Below are 17,040 nucleotides of genomic sequence, written 5' to 3' on the forward strand. Positions count from 1 at the left end.
CTGAGCTGAGGGGGTTTCGGGCGAATCCTGAGCGGATCCCCAGCCGGAGGCTGAGTGGGATGCCATCAGTGGGTCGCTTCGCTGTCCCGCTGCGATGCGTCCCGATCGCCATGTAGAGGTTCGCAAACCTCGGGCTCGGATACAACCCCCTTCGAGGAGGAATTTTTGATTCTTCGGTGTCGCCTACCTCACAGGCAGTACTTCTATGGGGTGAAGGGGGCTAGCGCGTTCGAGAAGAAGGGCGGGACCCCCTTCTGGTCACACAATCACACGCAGTGCCCGCCGTACGCCTGTGAAACTGACGCGACTCCTGTCTCCAAGGTGGTCCCCATCGACCTGAAATGGGGCCGGTTCCTCTGAAACCAAGGTGAAGTGCCTGACGTCGTGATAGGAGACGACATGCTTCCCGGAAGGTCCAACAGCCTTCTGCGACTGCTCCGAAGGAGTGTGCGGCCGCAGGATCTGACGAACCGTACGAGCGGTTCCGAACGCCGTCATTCGAGTGATGCCGAAGACGTCAAGGTCGGTTTCGAAGGATGCCGACGGAGAGGGCAGTACCGGGCGGTTACCGAGAAAGGTCCACGGTGAGGTGTTCGAAACTATGGTCATCACCAGTCCCGGCTGAGGTGCCCTACCCGGCAGTACCAAGGTGACCGGCCCGCTCCGGCGGTGCTCACGTTCGGTGACGTAGTGCCGGAGCGCCTCGCGGACATAGAGCGCGTGCGTCGATTTGCGCCCCGACCGGCGCTGCTCCTCCACCCGGCCGACCACGCCGGCGTCGAAGCCCAGCCCCGCGGTGAAGGTGAACCAGCGGTCCGGCAGCCCCTCGGTCATCGCCTTGCCCAGCGAGATCGCCCGCTCCCGGCGTTGCTCCAGTGCGTCCAGCAGCACCCCGGTGGCCTCCACCGGGTGGTTGGGCAGGCCCAGCGCGCGGGCGAAGACATTGGTGCTGCCGCCCGGCACCACCGCCAGCCGCGGCACCTTCTCGCCCGGACCGGCCGCGAGCAGTCCGTTGACCACCTCGTTGACCGTGCCGTCGCCGCCGAGCGCCACCACCAGGTCCACCGCGCCGTCCGCGGCCGCCTGGCGGGCCAGGTCCCGGGCGTGGCCGCGGTACTCGGTGACCGCCACCTCCAGCTTGAGATCACTGCGCAGCGCGTGGGTCAGGACGTCCCTGGTCCGGCCACTGGTGGTGGTGGCTTTCGGATTCACGACCAGGAGCGCGCGCATGGGGCTCAGCCTACGGCTCGGCACTCGCGGGGCGGCGGCTACCCTGCTGGGGTGACCGCAGAAACCTCCGCACCCGTCCAGTCGGCAGCCCGCCCGCCCCAGCTGCTCGCCGCCGTCGCCCTCACCGTGGCCGAGGGCTCCGCGCTGGTGGTCTGGGGCGGCTACATGATCGTGGCCGGCCTGGTCGAGAGCACCAGGAACCAGGGCCTGGCCGAGTACGGCGGCGCGGTGATCCTGCTGATGGGCCTGCTGCCGCTGCTGGCCGCCCGGGCCCTGCTGCGGCTGCGCCGCTGGGGTCGCACGCCGGCCGTGCTGACCCACTCGCTCTGCCTGCCGGTGGCCTACTACATGTGGCAGAGCACCGGGATGATGCCGCTGCTCGGGGCGCTGGTGGGCCTGGTGGGGCTGGCCGGGCTGGTGGTGCTGCTCAACCCCAAGGTGACCAAGGCGCTGTACGAGACGGCGGACTGAGAGCACCCGCCAGGCCGGGACCACTCGTCGGGCCGGGACCACCCGCCGGACTGGGATCACTCGTCGGGCTGAGCTCGTAACAGCAGAACCGGGGCGCGCGCCGACTGGCGCGCGCCCCGGTGCATGCTTCGAGCTCTACTCCTCGACCAGCAGCTTGTCCCGCAGCTGGGCGAGCGTGCGCGCCAGCAGGCGCGACACGTGCATCTGCGAGATCCCCACCTCGGCGGCGATCTGAGACTGCGTCATGTTCCGGAAGAACCGGAGCACCAGGATCTTCTGCTCGCGCTGCGGCAGTTGGGCCAGCAGCGGCTTGAGCGACTCGCGGTACTCGACCCCCTCCAGCGCCTCGTCGGTGGCGCCCAGGGTGTCCGCCACGGCCGGCGACTCGTCGTCGCTGTCCGGCACGTCCAGCGAGAGCGTGGAGTAGGCGTTGGCCGACTCCAGGCCCTCCAGCACGTCCTCCTCCGAGATGCCCAGGTGCTCGGCCAGCTCGTGCACCGTGGGGGAGCGGCCGTGCCGCTGGGAGAGCTCGCTGGTCGCCGTGGTCAGCGACAGCCGCAGCTCCTGCAGCCGGCGCGGCACCCGCACCGCCCAGCCCTTGTCGCGGAAGTGCCGCTTGATCTCGCCCACGATGGTCGGAGTGGCGTAGGTGGAGAACTCCACCCCGCGCTCGTGGTCGAACCGGTCCACCGACTTGATCAGGCCGATGGTGGCCACCTGGGTCAGGTCGTCCAGCGGCTCGCCGCGGTTGCGGAACCGCCGGGCCAGGTGCTCGACCAGCGGGATGTGCATCCGGACCAGCTGGTTGCGCAGCTCCACCCGCTCCGGCGAGCCCTCGGGCAGCGTGGACAGCTGGACGAAGAGCGCCCGGGCCGCCTCCCGGTCCGGCGCGGACGAGCGGTGGTGCACGGCGGTCTGGGCCGGCAGCGCGGCCCGCACCACCTCCGCCAGCGGGTCCTCGTCGGCGGCCGGCGGCAGCGCTGGTGCTGTCTGGTCCGGCGTCGGGTCGGTCGGCTGGCTCATCCGCTGGGCGTCCTTCGGGTGCGCGTGCTGGTCGGTGGCGGGCCCCGGCGCGGGTCCGCCGGGCTGCGCCGGTACGGTACGGCGCCGGGCGCCCGGAGTGCGCGCGGCACGGGCGCCGGCGGACGAGGCGTCCGTCGGCAGGCCGTCCACGGGCGGGTGCCCGACGGCAGAGTTGCGATCCAGATCACTCACGGCGATCCCCCGTTCCGTTCCGGGAGCACCCGGGCCGCCTTCGCGGCCGGGCCATCACATTGGTTGTACCGCGACCGGACTCCCGAACGGGAGCGATTCCGGTCGCGGACCGGCCGGTACTTCGCCCCAGGGCGGGGTTCACGGCTGCAGGATGGTCCCGCCGCGCTTCTTGTGCAGGCTGATGCTGACGGTGCGGTCCGCGGCCACCGAGGACTCCACCTCGCCGGCCAGTGCGGAGAGCACCGTCCAGGCGAAGGTGTCCCGCTCGGGGGCCCGACCGTCCGTGGTCGGGGCCGAGACGGTGACCCGGAGTGCGTCGCCGACCAGCCGGAACTCGCAGGACAGCACCGACCCGGGCACCGCCTGCTGGAGCAGGATGGCGCAGGCCTCGTCCACCGCGATCCGTAGATCCTCGATCTCGTCCAGGGTGAAGTCCAGCCGGGCCGCGAGCCCGGCCGTGGCCGTCCGCAGCACCGAGAGGTACGCCCCCTGCGCGGGCAGCCGGACCTCCACGAAATCCTGGGCAGCCCGGTCCTGTTCGGCCTTTCCCGCGGGATCGCCGACGTTCTGGTCCACCCTCACCTCCTGGGTGACGCGCTGTGCTTGTGACCCCGAGGCCGCGGCACGTTCTGTTGCTTGGCTCAACTGCTTCGCCCCAACTGTCTTGAGGGGTGGTGCGGTACGTTCCGATTCCTACCCAGCCGGGCGGCACCGGACGCGGGCCGTCCGCCGAGACGTTACCGCGATCAGAGTGCGGATGTCGCGACCTGGAGCCGGATTCCCGCTTACGTGGTTCAGGAAGTGCCCAGCTCGCGGAGCGCGTCCCCGGTCAACCGGTAGACCGTCCAGCCGTCCAGCGGCTCGGCGCCGAGCCGCTTGTAGAAGCCGATCGAAGGTTCGTTCCAGTTCAGCACGCTCCACTCGAAGCGCTGGTAGCCGCGCGTCACGGCGATCCTGGCCAGCTCGCTGAGCAGTGCCTTGCCGTGCCCGCCGCCGCGGTTGCCCGGGCGGACGTACAGGTCCTCCAGGTAGACGCCGTGGGTGCCGTTCCAGGTGGAGTAGTTGCGGAACCAGAGCGCGAAGCCCACCGTCTCGCCGGTCGCCTCGTCCGCGGCGATCAGTGCGTGGACCACCGGCTGCTCACCGAAGAGCGCCTCGGCCAGCTGGTCCTCGGTGGCCCTGGCCTCCTCGAGCGCGCGCTCGTAGTCGGCCAGCTCACGGATCAGCTCGATGATGGTCGGGACGTCCTCGCGGACGGCTTCTCTGATCATGCAACCGAGGGTACTGGGCCGAAACGCGGACGGCGCCGCTCACTCCAAAGGGTGAGCGGCGCCGTCGACGGGACCGGGCGATCAGGCCTGCTTGGTCTCCCAGAAGATCTTGTCGATCTGGGCGATGTAGTCCAGCAGCGTCTGGCCGGTGGCCGGGTCGGTCGAGGCCTTGGCGGCCGAGGCGGCCTTGAGGGCGTCGTTGAAGAGCTGGTGCAGCTCCGGGTACTTCTCGAAGTGCGGGGCCTTGAAGTAGTCGCTCCAGAGCACCGACAGGTGGTGCTTGACGGCCTCGGCGCGCTGCTCCTTGATGATGATGGCGCGAGCGCGGAAGTGAGCGTCCTCGTTGGCCTGGTACTTCTCCTGAGTACCCTTCACCGACTCGGCCTCGATCCGGGCCTGAGCCGGGTCGTAGACACCGCAGGGCAGGTCGCAGTGGGCGTGAGCGGTGACCCGCGGCGCAAACAGACGAGAGAACATGGGAGTCCTTCCTTAGATCGTCTTCCCGCGCCGAGACTACCCCGCCGGACCCCGGTTCTCTCGGCCGGGACGGGGGCCTAGGGCAAAAGGTGGAGTCGGAACCGGTCGATATCGGGCACGCGTTGTCCATGCGGGATGCTGGACCCGACCGGGTCGGCAGGACGAGGAGGAGGGCACCAATGGCGGCGATGCGGCTGCGGGACGCTGACACGGGTACTGAGCCCGTGCAGAGTACGGCTGGCGGGCTCTTGCCGTTCGGCTTGATGGACGTGGACGGGCCGTCGATGGTCCCGACCCTCTACCACGGCGACAAGGTGGTGGTCCGCTACGGAGCCCGGGTCCGCCCGGGTGCGGTGGTGCTGGTCCGCCATCCGATGCGGCAGGACCTGCTGGTGGTCAAGCGGGCCGCCGAGCTGCGGCCCAAGGGCTGGTGGCTGCTGTCGGACAATCAGTTCCTCGGCAACGACAGCCGGGACTTCGGCGCGGTGCCGACCGAGCTGGTGCTCGGCCGGGTGCTGCTGCGGGTCAGTCCGCGGGTGTCCTGGCTGGCGCCGGCCGGCTGGCTGGAGCGGCTGCTCTGCCGTTGGCCGCTGGGCCGGGTGCCGTGGCTGGCGGCCCGGTTCGGGGTGCTGCGCCGGCTCAGCCCCTCGCGGTAGCGGCGGCCGCGGCGGCCTCCTGCTTCTTGCGGGCCCGGTAGGCGGCCACATTGGCGCGGGTGGCGCAGCGGTCCGAGCAGTAGCGGCGGGACCGGTTGGTCGAGGTGTCCAGGTAGGCGTTGCGGCAGGGCGCGGCCTGACAGATGCCGAGCCGGTCCGCGCCCAGCTCGGTCAGGTGGATGGCCAGGCCCATGCACGCCACCGCGGTGAAGTTCGCGGTGGCGCTGGGCGCGTTGTCCGCCAGGTGCAGGTGCCAGCGCGGCCGGCCGCTCTCGTCCAGGTAGTCGTGCCCGGAGACCTGCGGGCTGACCGGGTACTCGGCCAGCAGGCCGTTCAGCAGGTCGACCCCGCGCACCTCGTCGCCGCCCGCGGCGGCCTCGAAGACCGCCCGCAGCCGGGCCCGCACGCCCCGCAGCCGGGGCAGGTCGGCGGGCTCGGTCAGCTGGGCGGCGCGCGAGTCAGGGCTGCCGAACAGGTCGCGCACGGCGTCCACCGAGACCAGCGCGTCGGTGCCGCGGTCCGGCTCCTCGCTGTTCACCAGCCGGACGGCGTAATCGGCGTAGGAGGCGAGCTCCACAGGGCCCTCCGAGGGAGCGGTAACGGGTGAGTCGCCTTAAGCCTATTACGCCGTCCGGGTAAACGGTGCGTTCGTTCTGCCCGGTCTCCGAGCGCTACAGCACCTTCGAGAGGAAGGCCTTGGTGCGGTCGTGCTGCGGGTTCGCCAGCACGTCGCGCGGGTGGCCGGACTCCACCACCACACCGCCGTCCATGAAGACCAGCGCGTCGCCCACCTCGCGGGCGAAGCCCATCTCGTGGGTGACCACGATCATCGTCATGCCGTCCTCGGCGAGGCCGCGCATCACGTCCAGCACCTCGCCGACCAGCTCCGGGTCGAGCGCCGAGGTGGGCTCGTCGAAGAGCATCAGCTTGGGCTCCATGGCCAGCGCCCGGGCGATCGCCACCCGCTGCTGCTGCCCGCCGGAGAGCTGGGACGGGTAGCTGGCGGCCTTGTCGGACAGGCCGACCCGGTCCAGCAGCGCCCTGGCCCGCTCCCGGGCGGCCGCCTTGGACTCGCCCTTGACCTGCACCGGCGCCTCGACGATGTTCTCCAGCGCGGTCATGTGCGGGAACAGGTTGAAGTGCTGGAAGACCATGCCGATGTCGCGCCGCTTCTGGGCGACCTCGCGGTCCTTCAGCTCGTAGAGCCGGTCGCCCTTCTGCCGGTAGCCGACCAGCTCGCCGTCGACCCAGAGCCGGCCGGCGTTGATCTTCTCCAGGTGGTTGATGCAGCGCAGGAAGGTCGACTTGCCCGAGCCGGACGGCCCGACCAGCACGAAGACCTGGCCCTGCCGGACCTCCAGGTCGATCCCCTTGAGCACCTGGACCAGGCCGAAGGACTTGTGCAGCGCCTCGGCCTTCACCATCGGGGTGACCGAGTCGCTGATCACCTTCGGCGTGTCGTTGACGGTGTCGTTCACAGGTGGCCGCCTCCCTCGAGTCCGGGGACCACATCGGGTGCGCTGGGTGGCTTGGGTCGACCGGAGAAGAGGCCGCGGAGCCGCTGCATCGGGGTCGGCGGCAGGATCCGGTTCGCACCTCGAGCGTAGTGCCGCTCGATGTAGTACTGGACGACGGTCAGGATCGAGGTCAGGAACAGGTACCAGAGGCTGACCACGACCAGCAGTGGGATGGTCTGGAAGGTGCGGGAGTAGATGTTCTCACCGGCCCGCAGCAGCTCCTCCAGCGAGATCGCCGAGACCAGCGAGGTGGTCTTCAGCATCGAGATGGTCTCGTTGCCGGTCGGCGGGATGATCACCCGCATGGCCTGCGGCAGGATGATCCGCCGCATGGTCGAGGACTGGCTCATGCCCAGCGCGTGCGCCGCCTCGGTCTGGCCCAGCGGCACCGACTGGATGCCGCCGCGGACGATCTCGGCCATGTAGGCGGCCTCGTTGAGGCCCAGGCCCAGCAGCGCCGCGACGAAGAGCGGGATCAGCTTGTTGGTGTCCTCGGACCAGAAGGCGCCGCCGTCGGACAGCCCGAGGAAGCCGCCGAACGGCACACCGATGGAGAGCTTGCCCCAGAGCGCGCCGAGGAAGTTCCAGAACAGCAGCTGGACCAGCACCGGGGTGCCGCGGAAGATCCAGATGTAGAACCAGGCGGTGGAGGAGAGCACCGGGTTCGGCGACAGCCGCATGATCGCCAGCACGGTGCCGCCGGACACACCGATCAGCATGGACAGCGCCGTCAGCTCGAGGGTGACGCCGAGCCCGTGCAGGATCGAGGAGTCGAACAGGTACTGCCCGACGACATGCCACTGGAACTGGGGATTGGTGACAAGGGCGTGGATCAGCATCGCGGCGAGCACCGCGACGACGATCGCTCCGGCCCAGCGTCCGGGGTGGCGGACCGGGACGGCCTTGATGGCTTCAGGCCGTCCCTTGTTCACCGCCCCGTGATCGGATGAATTCACGGTGTGTGGCCTCGGGGGTTAGGGGTCCGGACGGAGCGTCAGCTGGGGTTGATCTGTGAGCTGCTGATCGCGCCGGCCTGGACGCCCCACTTCTGCAGGATCGCCTTGTAGGTGCCGTTGCTCATCAGCGACTGGATCGCGCCCTGGACCGCCTTGGTCAGGTCGGTGCCCTTGGGCAGCACCACGCCGTACGGGGCGGTGTCGGTGACCGAGCCGATGGTCTGCAGCTGGCCGCCGGTCTGCTGGACCGCGTAGTCGACCACCGGGGAGTCGGCCAGCATCGCGTCGTCGCGGCCGGAGACCAGGGCGGTGGTGACGTCGGTCTGCAGGTCGAACTTGTCCCCGTCGTTCGGGATGGGCGGCTTGCCGGCCTTCACACACGCCGGGTTGATCGTGTTCTTGATCGAGTCCGCCTGCGTGGTGCCGGTCTGCACCGCGACCTTCTTGCCGCACAGGTCGTTGGCGTCGACCTTGTTCGGGTTGCCCTTCTTCACCGCGGTGCCGGTGCCGGCCGAGAAGTAGCTGACCATGTCGACACTGGCCTCGCGCTCCGTGGTGATCGAGAAGGAGCTCAGGCTCATGTTGTACTTCTTCGCCGTGATGCCCGGGATGATCGAGTCGAAGGTCGCGTTCTGCACGTCGGCGGTCAGCCCGAGGGTCTGCGCGATGGCCTTGGCCATGTCGACGTCCATGCCGACGATGGTGCCGCTGGCGTCCTTGAACTCGTTCGGCGCGTACGAGGCGTCGGTGGCGACCACCAGCTTGCCGCCGGCCTTGACGTCGGCCGGCACCAGGGCGGAGAGCGAGGCGACCGCGGTCGGCGTCGGGACCGCCGAGGAGCCGCTGGAGCTGCTCTTGCTGCTGCTACAGCCCGTGACCACCAGCGAACCGGTGACCAGGACGGCGCCGAGGGCGGCGAGGCGGGAACGGCGAGTACGGGTGCTCATTTGGGGGGAGCCTCCTGGTGAGAGGTGAGGCGGATCGGGCCCGCTGTTTTCGGGGGTGAATCGGGTGTGAATGGTGGCCCACCCTCCGCCTGAGGTGGTGGTGGAGATCCTGCCATCACCGAACTGTTGAGCGGAGCACCATTCAGATCAAAAATGGATAACGGGGGTAGCCGACCCTCCTTCTGACATCCGCTTATCTGTGCTGAGCCGGCGAGAGCCCTTTTCTGACAGCCTCTCACCGGTGACCCGGACCCGCCCGGCGGTGCGTCCGAGCGGGTCCGGTCAGCGGCTGTCAGAACCCGCCGTTGATCTCCGAGACCGGGACCGCGCCGTTGCGCGCGTTCCACTTGGTGAGGATCTTGTCGTAGGTGCCGTTGCGGATCAGCTGGTCCACCGCCTTGGCCAGCACGTCACGCAGCGCGTTGTCGGCCTTGTTGACGGTGATCCCGTACGGGCTGGTCTGCAGCATCGCGCCGGTCACCTGGAAGCGGTCGCCGCCCCGGTCGGGCTGGGTGTTGTAGGCGGCCACCGGGTAGTCGTTCAGGTCGGCCACCGCCTTGCCGGAGGCCACCTCGGCCAGCGCCTGCTCGTCGGTGTCGAACAGGTCGATGGTCAGCGACTTGCCGACCTTGGTGCAGGCCGCCACCTGGCGGGCGGCGATCTCGGCCTGGATGGTGCCGCGCTGCATCGCCACGGTCCGCCCGCAGAGCCCGTCCAGGTTGACGATCGACTGCGGGTTGCCGGCCTTGACCAGGATCGCGGTGCCGGTCAGGAAGTAGTCGACGAAGTCGACCCCGGGGTTGGCCTGCCGGCCGTTGTCGTCGGCCCCGCTCTGGCGCTGCGGGGTGTCGATCACCGCCGACATGGCGAGGTCCAGCTCGTGGTTCTGGACCGCGGGGATCAGCTGCGCGAACGGGCGGTCGACGAACTGGATCCGCAGGTTGAGGTAGGCGCCGAGCGCGTTGGCCAGGTCGATGTCCAGGCCAGCCGGCGTGCCGTCGCTGCCCTTGAAGTCGACCGGGGCGTAGTTGAGGTTGGAGCCGATCCTGAGCGCGCCGGCGGAGCGCAGCGAGGCGGGGAGCTTGGCGCGCAGGGCGGCGCCGGGGTCGGTGGTGGTTCCGGTGGCACTGCCGCAGCCGGCGAGCAGCAGGCCGCCCACGCCGAGGCCGGCCGGCAGCGAGCGGTTGAGCAGGGAGCGGTGGCGGACGGGACTGAGGGTGCGTCTGGGCATGGAGGTGCGTCTGAACATGACGAAGGACTTCCTGAGGGAGGGAAGAACGAAGTGAGCTCCGCCACGGACCGGCTGCTGGGGTGTGCAGCGTGACCTCGGGTCTGCCCTGGTAGGCCGCAGGAGGAGGGTGCGCGGCCGGTGTCCGACGAGGTCCGGTGAAGGGAGCGGGAAAGGGGATCCTCCCATCCCGGTCTGCCGGTCGGAGCGCCGGGTGTGTCAGAATCTGCTATCGGGTGACCCCCGATACCGAACAGAGACCACCGGTTCGCGACAGGACCGGGGTGCCCAGGACCGGAAGTCATGACGCCGACTCCGTATCCGAAGCACCAGCTCCCGTGAGCGTCTTCCTGTTCACTCCTGCGGGTGTGCGCGCCTTACCGCTACGGCCGGTGAACAGTGCGTGACGAGGAACCAAGGCATCGGTGTGGTGCCTGGTCCGAGGCCTAGGCTCAGCCCGTTGCACCGTGCGAAACACCCAAAAACCCTCATTCGAGGGCGGCCCCGACAGTCGCCCCGACCCCCCGAATCCGGATCGCGACGACGCGGCCCGGGATTTTCAGCTTCTTCGGGGCGGGTCGAAAACGTCGGGCGTCGTCCTCGCTGATCATGACGAAGAGGTCATCGTGGCAGCGGAGATCATTCACCCTCGTACTCAGGACACCGAGGACCCCGTCGACGCCGTGTTCGCGCTCCACCGCGGCGGCAAGATGGAGGTCCGGGCGACCGTGCCGGTGCGCGACGCGGACGACCTGTCCCTCGCCTACACCCCCGGGGTCGCCCGGGTCTGCACCGCCATCGCCGAGCAGCCCGAGCTGGTGAACGACTACACCTGGAAGTCCAACGTGGTCGCGGTCGTCACCGACGGCACCGCCGTGCTGGGCCTGGGCGACATCGGCCCGCAGGCCTCGCTGCCCGTGATGGAGGGCAAGGCGATCCTGTTCAAGCAGTTCGGCGGCGTGGACGCGGTGCCGATCGCGCTGGACTGCACCGACGTGGACGAGATCGTGGAGACCGTGGTCCGGCTGGCCCCGTCCTTCGGTGGCGTCAACCTGGAGGACATCTCCGCCCCCCGCTGCTTCGAGATCGAGCGCCGGCTGCAGGACGCGCTGGACATCCCGATCTTCCACGACGACCAGCACGGCACCGCGATCGTCTCCACCGCCGCGCTGTGGAACGCCGCCAAGGTGACCGGCCGCGAGATCGGCGAGCTGCGGGCCGTCATCTCCGGGGCCGGTGCGGCCGGCATCGCGATCGCCAAGATGCTGGTCGCGGCCGGCATCGGCGACGTGTCGGTCTGCGACCGGCGCGGCGTGGTCTACCAGGGCCGCGAGGACCTCACCGACGTCAAGGCCGAGATCGCCGCGCTGACCAACAAGGCCGGGCTCAAGGGCTCGCTGGCCGAGGCGCTGAACGGCGCGGACGTGTTCATCGGCGTCTCCGGCGGCACCGTGCCGGAGGAGGCGGTGGCGACCATGGCCGAGGGCTGCTTCATCTTCGCGATGGCCAACCCGAACCCGGAGATCCACCCCGAGGTCGCGCACAAGTACGCCTCCGTGGTGGCCACCGGCCGCTCCGACTTCCCGAACCAGATCAACAACGTGCTGGCCTTCCCCGGCATCTTCGCCGGCGCGCTGCAGGTGCGGGCCACCCGGATCACCGAGGGCATGAAGCTGGCCGCCGCCGAGGCGCTGGCCGCCGTGGTCGCGGACGAGCTGACGGCGCAGAAGGTGATCCCGTCGCCGTTCGACCCGCGGGTGGCCCCGGCGGTCACCAAGGCCGTCGCCGAGGCGGCCCGGCGCGAGGGCGTCGCACGGCGCTAGGGCCGGACAGGCCCTAGCCGTACCCACCGGCACCGGGCCCGGGACACGCGGTGGAGGTCACACTCGCGCGTGGTTCCGGGCCCCGGTCGTTGCGGGCTAGTGTCCGGTCCATGTTCGCCGCCTACGCCGCCCGTATCGATGCTGACGACCCGTTGGGTGCCCTGGAACTCGGGGAGCTGCCCGAGCCGCAGGCCCGGCCCGGCTGGAGCGTGGTGACCGTCAAGGCCGCCAGCCTCAACCACCACGACCTCTGGTCGCTGCGCGGGGTGGGCCTGCCCGCCGAGCGGCTGCCGATGATCCTCGGCTGCGACGCGGCCGGGGTGGACGAGCAGGGCCGCGAAGTGGTGATCCACTCGGTGATCGGGCAGAGCGGCCACGGGGTCGGACCCGATGAGCCGCGCTCCATCCTGACCGAGCGTTACCAGGGCAGCCTCGCGCAGAAGGTGGCCGTCCCCACCTGGAACCTGCTGCCCAAGCCCGCCGAGCTGTCCTTCGCCGAGGCCGCCTGCCTGCCGACGGCCTGGCTGACGGCCTATCGGATGCTGTTCACCAACGCGGGCGTCCGCCCGGGCGACACGGTGCTGATCCAGGGCGCGGGCGGCGGCGTGGCCACCGCACTGATCGTCCTCGGCAAGGCGGCCGGCCTGCGGGTCTGGGTCACCGGGCGGGACGAGGCCAAGCGGGCCCGGGCGGTCCAGCTGGGTGCGGACGCCGCCTTCGAGTCCGGCGCCCGGCTGCCGGAGCGGGTGGACGCGGTGATGGAGACGGTCGGAGCCGCCACCTGGTCGCACTCGGTGAAGGCGCTGCGGCCCGGCGGGACCATCGTGATCTCCGGCGCCACGTCCGGGCCCTCTCCCAAGTCGGCCGAGCTGAACCGGATCTTCTTCCTGGAGCTCAAGGTGGTCGGCTCCACCATGGGCACCAAGGAGGAGCTGGCCGGACTGCTCGCGCTGTGCGCCAACACCGGGGTGCGCCCGGTGATCGACTCGGTGCTCCCGCTGGCCGAGGCCCGCGAGGCCTTCGCCCGGCTGGCCAAGGGCGAGGTCTTCGGCAAGATCGTCCTGGAGCCGTAGCAGAGCGAGCGCGAGCCCGGGGGACCGGGCTCGCGCTCGCTGTTCATTTCGCTCTGCGGTCAGCCCAGCCGGCGGCGCAGCCGTTCGGCGGCCGAGGCGAGCACGGACTGGGCCTCGGCCAGCTGATCGGCCGTCAGCGGGCCGCCGTCCCGGGCCGCGTCGCGGATCTGGTCGCGGAAGCGGTCCAGCAGGCGGTCCAACTCGCGGCTCGGGTCGGCCGACGCGTCGGTGCGGGCCCAGTCGGGCAGGTCGGCCGGGGCGGTGTCCTTGTCGAGGTCGACCCGGCTGACGGTGATCTTCTCCTCGGACTTGGCCGAGGTGTCCCAGCGGGACGGATCGGCCAGGCCGGCCAGGCCCTTGGTCAGCTCGGAGAAGCCCTCGGCCAGTCCGGTCGGCCAGTCGCCCTTGCTGACGTGGTCGCGGACCTGCTGCTCGACCCGCCGCTTGATCCGCAGCGCCTCCTGCTGGGCGGCCTGTCGGACGGCCTGGGACTGCTCGCGCGCCTTGCGGGCCTCCTCCTTCGCCCGCCTGGCCTGCTCCTTGGCGGCCCGCTCCTGCTCCTTGGCCCGCTTCGCCTGGGCCTTGAACTCGGCGAACTCCTCCTTGGTGCGCTGCCAGGCCGGGTCGCCGGCCGGCTCCGCGGGCTCGGCCCGGCGGGCGGTGCGGGCGGCGGTGCGCAGCTCGTCGCGCAGGTCCTTGGCCAGGTCGCGGACGTCCTCGCGGATCGCGCCGGCCAGCTGGGCGACCGAGTCGCTGATCTCCACCTCCAGCTCCGCCAAGTCCTCCTGACGGGCGGTCAGCTCGGCCCGGCCCGCGTCGGTGATCCGGTAGACCTTGCGGCCGCCCTCGGTGGAGTGCTCCACCAGGCCCTCCTGCTCCAGCTTGGCCAGCCGGGGGTAGACCGTCCCGGCGGAGGGCGCGTACAGACCGTGGAAGCGCTCCTCCAACAGGCGGATCACCTCGTAGCCGTGGCGCGGCGACTCCTCCAGCAGCTTCAGCAGGTAGAGCCGCAACCGCCCGTGTGCGAACACGCTACTCATGCGCCCGCCTCGCTTCGCTCGGCGGCCGCTTCGCAGCACGCGCCGCCCATCATGATTCGCTCGCTTCGCTCGCTCATGCCTCCGCGCCCTTCTCCAGTTCCTTGACCAGGCTGGGGCCCTCGTCCTCCGGCTCCGGGCGGCGCAGCACCGAGATGGCGCCGGAGACGGTGGCGACCTGCAGCTTGCCGGTGCCCGCGCCGAGCGTGCCGGTGAGCCGCTTGGCACCCCAGGTGCCGCCCACGGTCAGCTCCTCGAAGGCGGTGGAGAACTCGCCGCTGGTGCTGCCGGCCTCGACCTTGGTGTCGGCGGGCTGGGGGAGTCGGACCGCGACGTCCCCGGTGACGGTGTTGATCTTGATGTCGGCCGGCGAGCCGCCCGCCAGGTCCAGGGTGACCGCGCCGCCGACCGTGTTGGCGCGCAGCTTGGCGGCGGTGCCGGAGACCACGGTCAGGTCGCCGGAGACGGTCTTGACCCGCAGCTCGCCGGAGACCGACTGGGCGTCCACGTCACCGGAGACCGAGCTGGCCTCGACGGTGCCGTCCAGCCCGACCAGCGTGGTGCCGCCGGCCACGCCGTAGACCGTGGTGCTGCCGCGGACGCCGGAGACGGTGGCCTCGGCGTTGACGGTGCCGAGCCGGACCGGGGTCTCGGCCGGGACGGTGAGCGAGACCACTGCGACGGCCTGGCGCTTGCGCCGCCAGGAACCGAAGAGGCTCTTGGCCGCGTCGACCGACTTGAGGCCCTCGCTGAAGTCGCCCCAGGAGAGGTTGGGGTACGTCACCGTCAGCACGCCGTCGACCAGCGTGACCTGGAGCGGCTCGCCCTCCAGCTCGGTCACCTCCAGGCGGGCGGGGCCCTCGGCGGCGACCACGTTGACCGCGCCGCCGATGATCCGCACCTGCAGGGCGCTGACCGGCTCCTCGATGGTGATCTTGTCAGGCTCGCTGACCGTCCACTGGCTCATTGCTTCTTCCTCCCGTTGCGCGGCCGCCGTCGTACCCTGGAGGGGCGACGATCCGGCGATCGCGATGTATCGCGTCTTCCGAGAAACACGATATATCGCGTGGCGCAGAAGTCAAGGAGTTCTGCGCGCCGAGAACGTTGAAGGGCCCAGGAGGCGGTTGCCTCCCGGGCCCTTCAACGTGGTGCTCCTGCTACTCGTCGTCCTCTACTCGTCGTCCTCGTCGTCGAGCCGGGCCAGCCAGGTGGCCAGCCGCTCGACGGGGATCTCGAAGTCGGGGTTGAGGTCCACGAACTCGCGCAGACGGTCGGCCAGCCACTCGAAGGTGACCTCCTCCTCGCCACGCCGGTCCGCCAGCTCCTCGATGCCGCGGTCGGTGAAGTACACGGTGTGCTCCGGTTCGGGATGGGTGCTACCGGGTCAGGATAGTCGGGGATCGTCAGCCGTCATTGCGGTAGTAGCTGAGCGAGCAGGTGGTGGCGCCGTTGGTGTCGGCCGGCTTGACCACCCGCAGCACCACGACGGCGCCCGAGGCGCGAGAGCGCAGGCAGAAGAAGCGGTTGGCCGGCAGGGCGCTGGCGGCGAGCTCGCCGGTGGGCTCGCGGTCGATGCCGGCCGAGCACTGCTCGGCGGTCAGCGCGCTGCCGTCCTTGGCGATGTAGGCGTCGGTGCCGTCGCTCATCTGGTAGTACGGGCCGTACGTGCTCAGGTGCCAGTCGGCCGCGCCGCCCGGCTCGACCTTGCCGTTCTTCAGGTCGAACTGGTAGTCCGCGTCCGTGCCGATCGACAGCACCCGGTCCTTGTAGACCGCGGTGTACTTGGGCGGCCGGGCGGTCGGCGACGCGTTGCCGCTCGCCGACGGGCCGCCGCTCGGCGAGCCACTGGCCGCCGGGGAGCCGGTGCGCGCGGCGTCGGTGGTCGGCGTCAGCGTCGGCGTCGGCGGCGCCGAGGTCGGGTTGGCCGGCTGCGCCGTGCTCACGTGGTCGGCGCTGCGGCCGCCGCCACCGTGGTCGTCGCGGGTCAGCGCCACGCCCGCCGCCGCGCCGCCCAGGGCCGTCGCCACGGCCACCGCCAGTACGGTCTTGCGGGAGGCGCCCTTGGGCCGCTGCGGCTTCGTCGGCAGGGTCTCGGTCGCCGGTGCCACCGGGTGCACCGACGGTGCGGCCGCCCGGAGCACCATGGTCTGCCGCGCCGGCGACAGCGGGCCGGCGAGGACCTCGCCGGGCGGCGCGACGGTGGTGGCGGGAGCGCTGGGCAGCTCCGAGCGCCGGGTGATCTCGCTGTCCACCGTCGCCGGCAGCCAACCGTCCGTGAACCGCAGCTGCCCGCCGACCTCCGGGTGGCTGCGGGCCGACTCGATGATCTCGGCGGGCGCCGGCCGCTCCTCGGGCGACTTGGCCAGGCAGCGCAGCAGCAGCCCGCGCAGGTCGGCCGGCACCGCGGCCATCTCGGGCTCCTCGTACACCACCCGGAAGAGCACCGCGGTCTCCGAGCCCTCGCCGAACGGCGGGACACCGCCGGCCACGTAGGCGGCGAGCGCGCCGAGTGCGAAGACGTCGGCGGCCGGGGTGATCTCCCTGCCCTGGGCCTGCTCGGGAGCCATGAAGGAGGGCGAGCCGACCCGCAGGCCGGTGCTGGTCAGCGAGGTCGCGTCGGCGGCCCGGGCGATGCCGAAGTCGATCACCCGCGGACCGTCGGCGGCCATCAGCACATTGGCCGGCTTGAGGTCGCGGTGCACCACCCCGACGCTGTGGATCGCCTGCAGCGCCTCGGCGATGCCGCCCATCAGCAGCAGCACCGTGCGCACCGGCAGCGGACCGTGCTCGCGGATCACCTGCTGCAGCGAGGGACCGGGCACGTACGCGGTGACCAGCCAGGGCACCTCGGCGGTGGTGCCGGAGTCGATCAGCTGGGCGGTGTAGAGGCCATGGATCCGCTGGGCGCTCGCCACCTCCTGGGCGAACCGGCGGCGGAACTCGGGGTCCTCGGCGAGCTCCGGTCGGACCACCTTGATCGCCACCGGGCGCCCGCCGGGGGTGTACGAGAGGTAGACCCGTCCCATCCCGCCGGAGCCGAGCCGCGCGTACAGCCGGTACCCGGCGACCTCCGCCGGGTCGTCCGAGAGCAGCGGCTGGAAGATCGGAAACGGAGACATGGCTGGTCGCGAGTGCTCGG

The 17,040-nt window shown here is 70.9% G+C and carries 18 protein-coding genes; 4 read left to right on the forward strand and 14 right to left on the reverse strand.

The genetic code is table 11. The features are described 5' to 3' along the window. Positions 1–258: 258 nt before the first annotated feature. Positions 259–1,230 (reverse strand): diacylglycerol/lipid kinase family protein, encoded by a 972-nt coding sequence (locus tag BR98_RS17020; protein ID WP_035845705.1) that lies wholly within the window; start codon positions 1,228–1,230, stop codon positions 259–261. A 51-nt stretch (positions 1,231–1,281) separates the two neighbouring features. Here BR98_RS17020 and BR98_RS17025 point away from each other — a divergent pair, with 51 nt between their 5' ends. Beyond that, entirely contained in the window at positions 1,282–1,701 is a 420-nt protein-coding gene (locus tag BR98_RS17025) for a hypothetical protein (RefSeq protein WP_051969859.1), read from the forward strand. Between the two features lie 135 nt (positions 1,702–1,836). Here BR98_RS17025 and BR98_RS17030 read toward each other — a convergent pair whose 3' ends face one another. From BR98_RS17030 to sodN, 4 genes are all read right to left on the reverse strand, one after another. Then, positions 1,837–2,907: an RNA polymerase sigma factor SigF gene (locus BR98_RS17030; protein ID WP_407639530.1), complete on the reverse strand. Its 1,071-nt coding sequence runs from the start codon at positions 2,905–2,907 to the stop codon at positions 1,837–1,839. A 147-nt stretch (positions 2,908–3,054) separates the two neighbouring features. After that, the gene (locus BR98_RS17035) at positions 3,055–3,498 is read right to left on the reverse strand and encodes an ATP-binding protein (RefSeq protein ID WP_407639459.1); all 444 of its coding nucleotides are present in this window, start codon (positions 3,496–3,498) and stop codon (positions 3,055–3,057) included. Positions 3,499–3,710: 212 nt separating this feature from the next. Then, on the reverse strand, positions 3,711–4,187 hold the full coding sequence (locus BR98_RS17040; protein WP_035845710.1) for a GNAT family N-acetyltransferase: 477 nt from the start codon (positions 4,185–4,187) through the stop codon (positions 3,711–3,713). A gap of 81 nt (positions 4,188–4,268) precedes the next feature. Continuing rightward, the gene (gene sodN / locus BR98_RS17045) at positions 4,269–4,664 is read right to left on the reverse strand and encodes a superoxide dismutase, Ni (RefSeq protein ID WP_035845712.1); all 396 of its coding nucleotides are present in this window, start codon (positions 4,662–4,664) and stop codon (positions 4,269–4,271) included. A 188-nt stretch (positions 4,665–4,852) separates the two neighbouring features. On the opposite strand from sodN, the gene sodX reads away from it, so the two are divergent. Next, entirely contained in the window at positions 4,853–5,320 is a 468-nt protein-coding gene (sodX, locus tag BR98_RS17050; protein ID WP_083977484.1) for a nickel-type superoxide dismutase maturation protease, read from the forward strand. Here the strand turns inward: sodX and BR98_RS17055 are convergent. The 5 genes from BR98_RS17055 to BR98_RS17075 form a co-directional block, all read right to left on the reverse strand. Further along, a complete protein-coding gene (locus tag BR98_RS17055) occupies positions 5,304–5,897 on the reverse strand; it encodes a CGNR zinc finger domain-containing protein (RefSeq protein WP_035845714.1) in 594 nt (197 codons plus the stop codon). The two genes, sodX and BR98_RS17055, sit on opposite strands and share 17 nt — an antisense overlap. 94 nt (positions 5,898–5,991) lie before the next feature. Next, on the reverse strand, positions 5,992–6,744 hold the full coding sequence (locus BR98_RS17060; RefSeq protein WP_035852735.1) for an amino acid ABC transporter ATP-binding protein: 753 nt from the start codon (positions 6,742–6,744) through the stop codon (positions 5,992–5,994). Positions 6,745–6,794: 50 nt separating this feature from the next. Further along, the gene (locus tag BR98_RS17065) at positions 6,795–7,769 is read right to left on the reverse strand and encodes an amino acid ABC transporter permease (protein ID WP_232247448.1); all 975 of its coding nucleotides are present in this window, start codon (positions 7,767–7,769) and stop codon (positions 6,795–6,797) included. Between the two features lie 62 nt (positions 7,770–7,831). Beyond that, positions 7,832–8,740, reverse strand: coding sequence for an ABC transporter substrate-binding protein (locus BR98_RS17070; RefSeq protein WP_035845716.1), 909 nt, complete (start codon positions 8,738–8,740; stop codon positions 7,832–7,834). A 292-nt stretch (positions 8,741–9,032) separates the two neighbouring features. Then, the gene (locus tag BR98_RS17075; protein ID WP_063774922.1) at positions 9,033–9,971 is read right to left on the reverse strand and encodes an ABC transporter substrate-binding protein; all 939 of its coding nucleotides are present in this window, start codon (positions 9,969–9,971) and stop codon (positions 9,033–9,035) included. Between the two features lie 623 nt (positions 9,972–10,594). Between BR98_RS17075 and BR98_RS17080 the strand changes: the two genes are divergently transcribed. After that, positions 10,595–11,791: an NAD(P)-dependent malic enzyme gene (locus BR98_RS17080; protein WP_035845719.1), complete on the forward strand. Its 1,197-nt coding sequence runs from the start codon at positions 10,595–10,597 to the stop codon at positions 11,789–11,791. Positions 11,792–11,901: 110 nt separating this feature from the next. Further along, positions 11,902–12,864 (forward strand): zinc-binding dehydrogenase, encoded by a 963-nt coding sequence (locus BR98_RS17085; RefSeq protein ID WP_035845721.1) that lies wholly within the window; start codon positions 11,902–11,904, stop codon positions 12,862–12,864. Positions 12,865–12,923: 59 nt separating this feature from the next. On the opposite strand, the gene BR98_RS17090 is transcribed toward BR98_RS17085, so the two are convergent. From BR98_RS17090 to BR98_RS36405, 4 genes are all read right to left on the reverse strand, one after another. Next, on the reverse strand, positions 12,924–13,904 hold the full coding sequence (locus tag BR98_RS17090; RefSeq protein ID WP_035845723.1) for a PadR family transcriptional regulator: 981 nt from the start codon (positions 13,902–13,904) through the stop codon (positions 12,924–12,926). A gap of 73 nt (positions 13,905–13,977) precedes the next feature. Next, positions 13,978–14,868, reverse strand: coding sequence for a DUF4097 family beta strand repeat-containing protein (locus tag BR98_RS17095; RefSeq protein WP_035845725.1), 891 nt, complete (start codon positions 14,866–14,868; stop codon positions 13,978–13,980). Positions 14,869–15,072: 204 nt separating this feature from the next. Further along, positions 15,073–15,252, reverse strand: a complete 180-nt coding sequence (locus BR98_RS17100; RefSeq protein ID WP_035845728.1) for a DUF6104 family protein — start codon at positions 15,250–15,252, stop codon at positions 15,073–15,075. Positions 15,253–15,304: 52 nt separating this feature from the next. Beyond that, the gene (locus tag BR98_RS36405) at positions 15,305–17,020 is read right to left on the reverse strand and encodes a serine/threonine-protein kinase (RefSeq protein ID WP_051969862.1); all 1,716 of its coding nucleotides are present in this window, start codon (positions 17,018–17,020) and stop codon (positions 15,305–15,307) included. Positions 17,021–17,040 lie beyond the last annotated feature (20 nt).

The sequence above is a fragment of the Kitasatospora azatica KCTC 9699 genome (genome assembly GCF_000744785.1).
GTDB classification, from domain to species: Bacteria; Actinomycetota; Actinomycetes; order Streptomycetales; family Streptomycetaceae; genus Kitasatospora; species Kitasatospora azatica.

Bases quoted from the DNA above. Each gene is read 5' to 3' on its own strand.
- BR98_RS17075 (WP_063774922.1), bottom strand. From the start codon at position 9,971: ATGCCCAGACGCACCCTCAGTCCCGTCCGCCACCGCTCCCTGCTCAAC.
- BR98_RS17020 (WP_035845705.1), bottom strand. From the start codon at position 1,230: ATGCGCGCGCTCCTGGTCGTGAATCCGAAAGCCACCACCACCAGTGGC.
- BR98_RS17040 (WP_035845710.1), bottom strand. From the start codon at position 4,187: ATGATCAGAGAAGCCGTCCGCGAGGACGTCCCGACCATCATCGAGCTG.
- sodN (WP_035845712.1), bottom strand. From the start codon at position 4,664: ATGTTCTCTCGTCTGTTTGCGCCGCGGGTCACCGCTCACGCCCACTGC.
- BR98_RS17070 (WP_035845716.1), bottom strand. From the start codon at position 8,740: ATGAGCACCCGTACTCGCCGTTCCCGCCTCGCCGCCCTCGGCGCCGTC.
- BR98_RS17060 (WP_035852735.1), bottom strand. From the start codon at position 6,744: ATGGTGAAGGCCGAGGCGCTGCACAAGTCCTTCGGCCTGGTCCAGGTG.
- sodX (WP_083977484.1), top strand. From the start codon at position 4,853: ATGCGGCTGCGGGACGCTGACACGGGTACTGAGCCCGTGCAGAGTACG.
- BR98_RS36405 (WP_051969862.1), bottom strand. From the start codon at position 17,020: ATGTCTCCGTTTCCGATCTTCCAGCCGCTGCTCTCGGACGACCCGGCG.
- BR98_RS17085 (WP_035845721.1), top strand. From the start codon at position 11,902: ATGTTCGCCGCCTACGCCGCCCGTATCGATGCTGACGACCCGTTGGGT.
- BR98_RS17090 (WP_035845723.1), bottom strand. From the start codon at position 13,904: ATGAGTAGCGTGTTCGCACACGGGCGGTTGCGGCTCTACCTGCTGAAG.
- BR98_RS17095 (WP_035845725.1), bottom strand. From the start codon at position 14,868: ATGAGCCAGTGGACGGTCAGCGAGCCTGACAAGATCACCATCGAGGAG.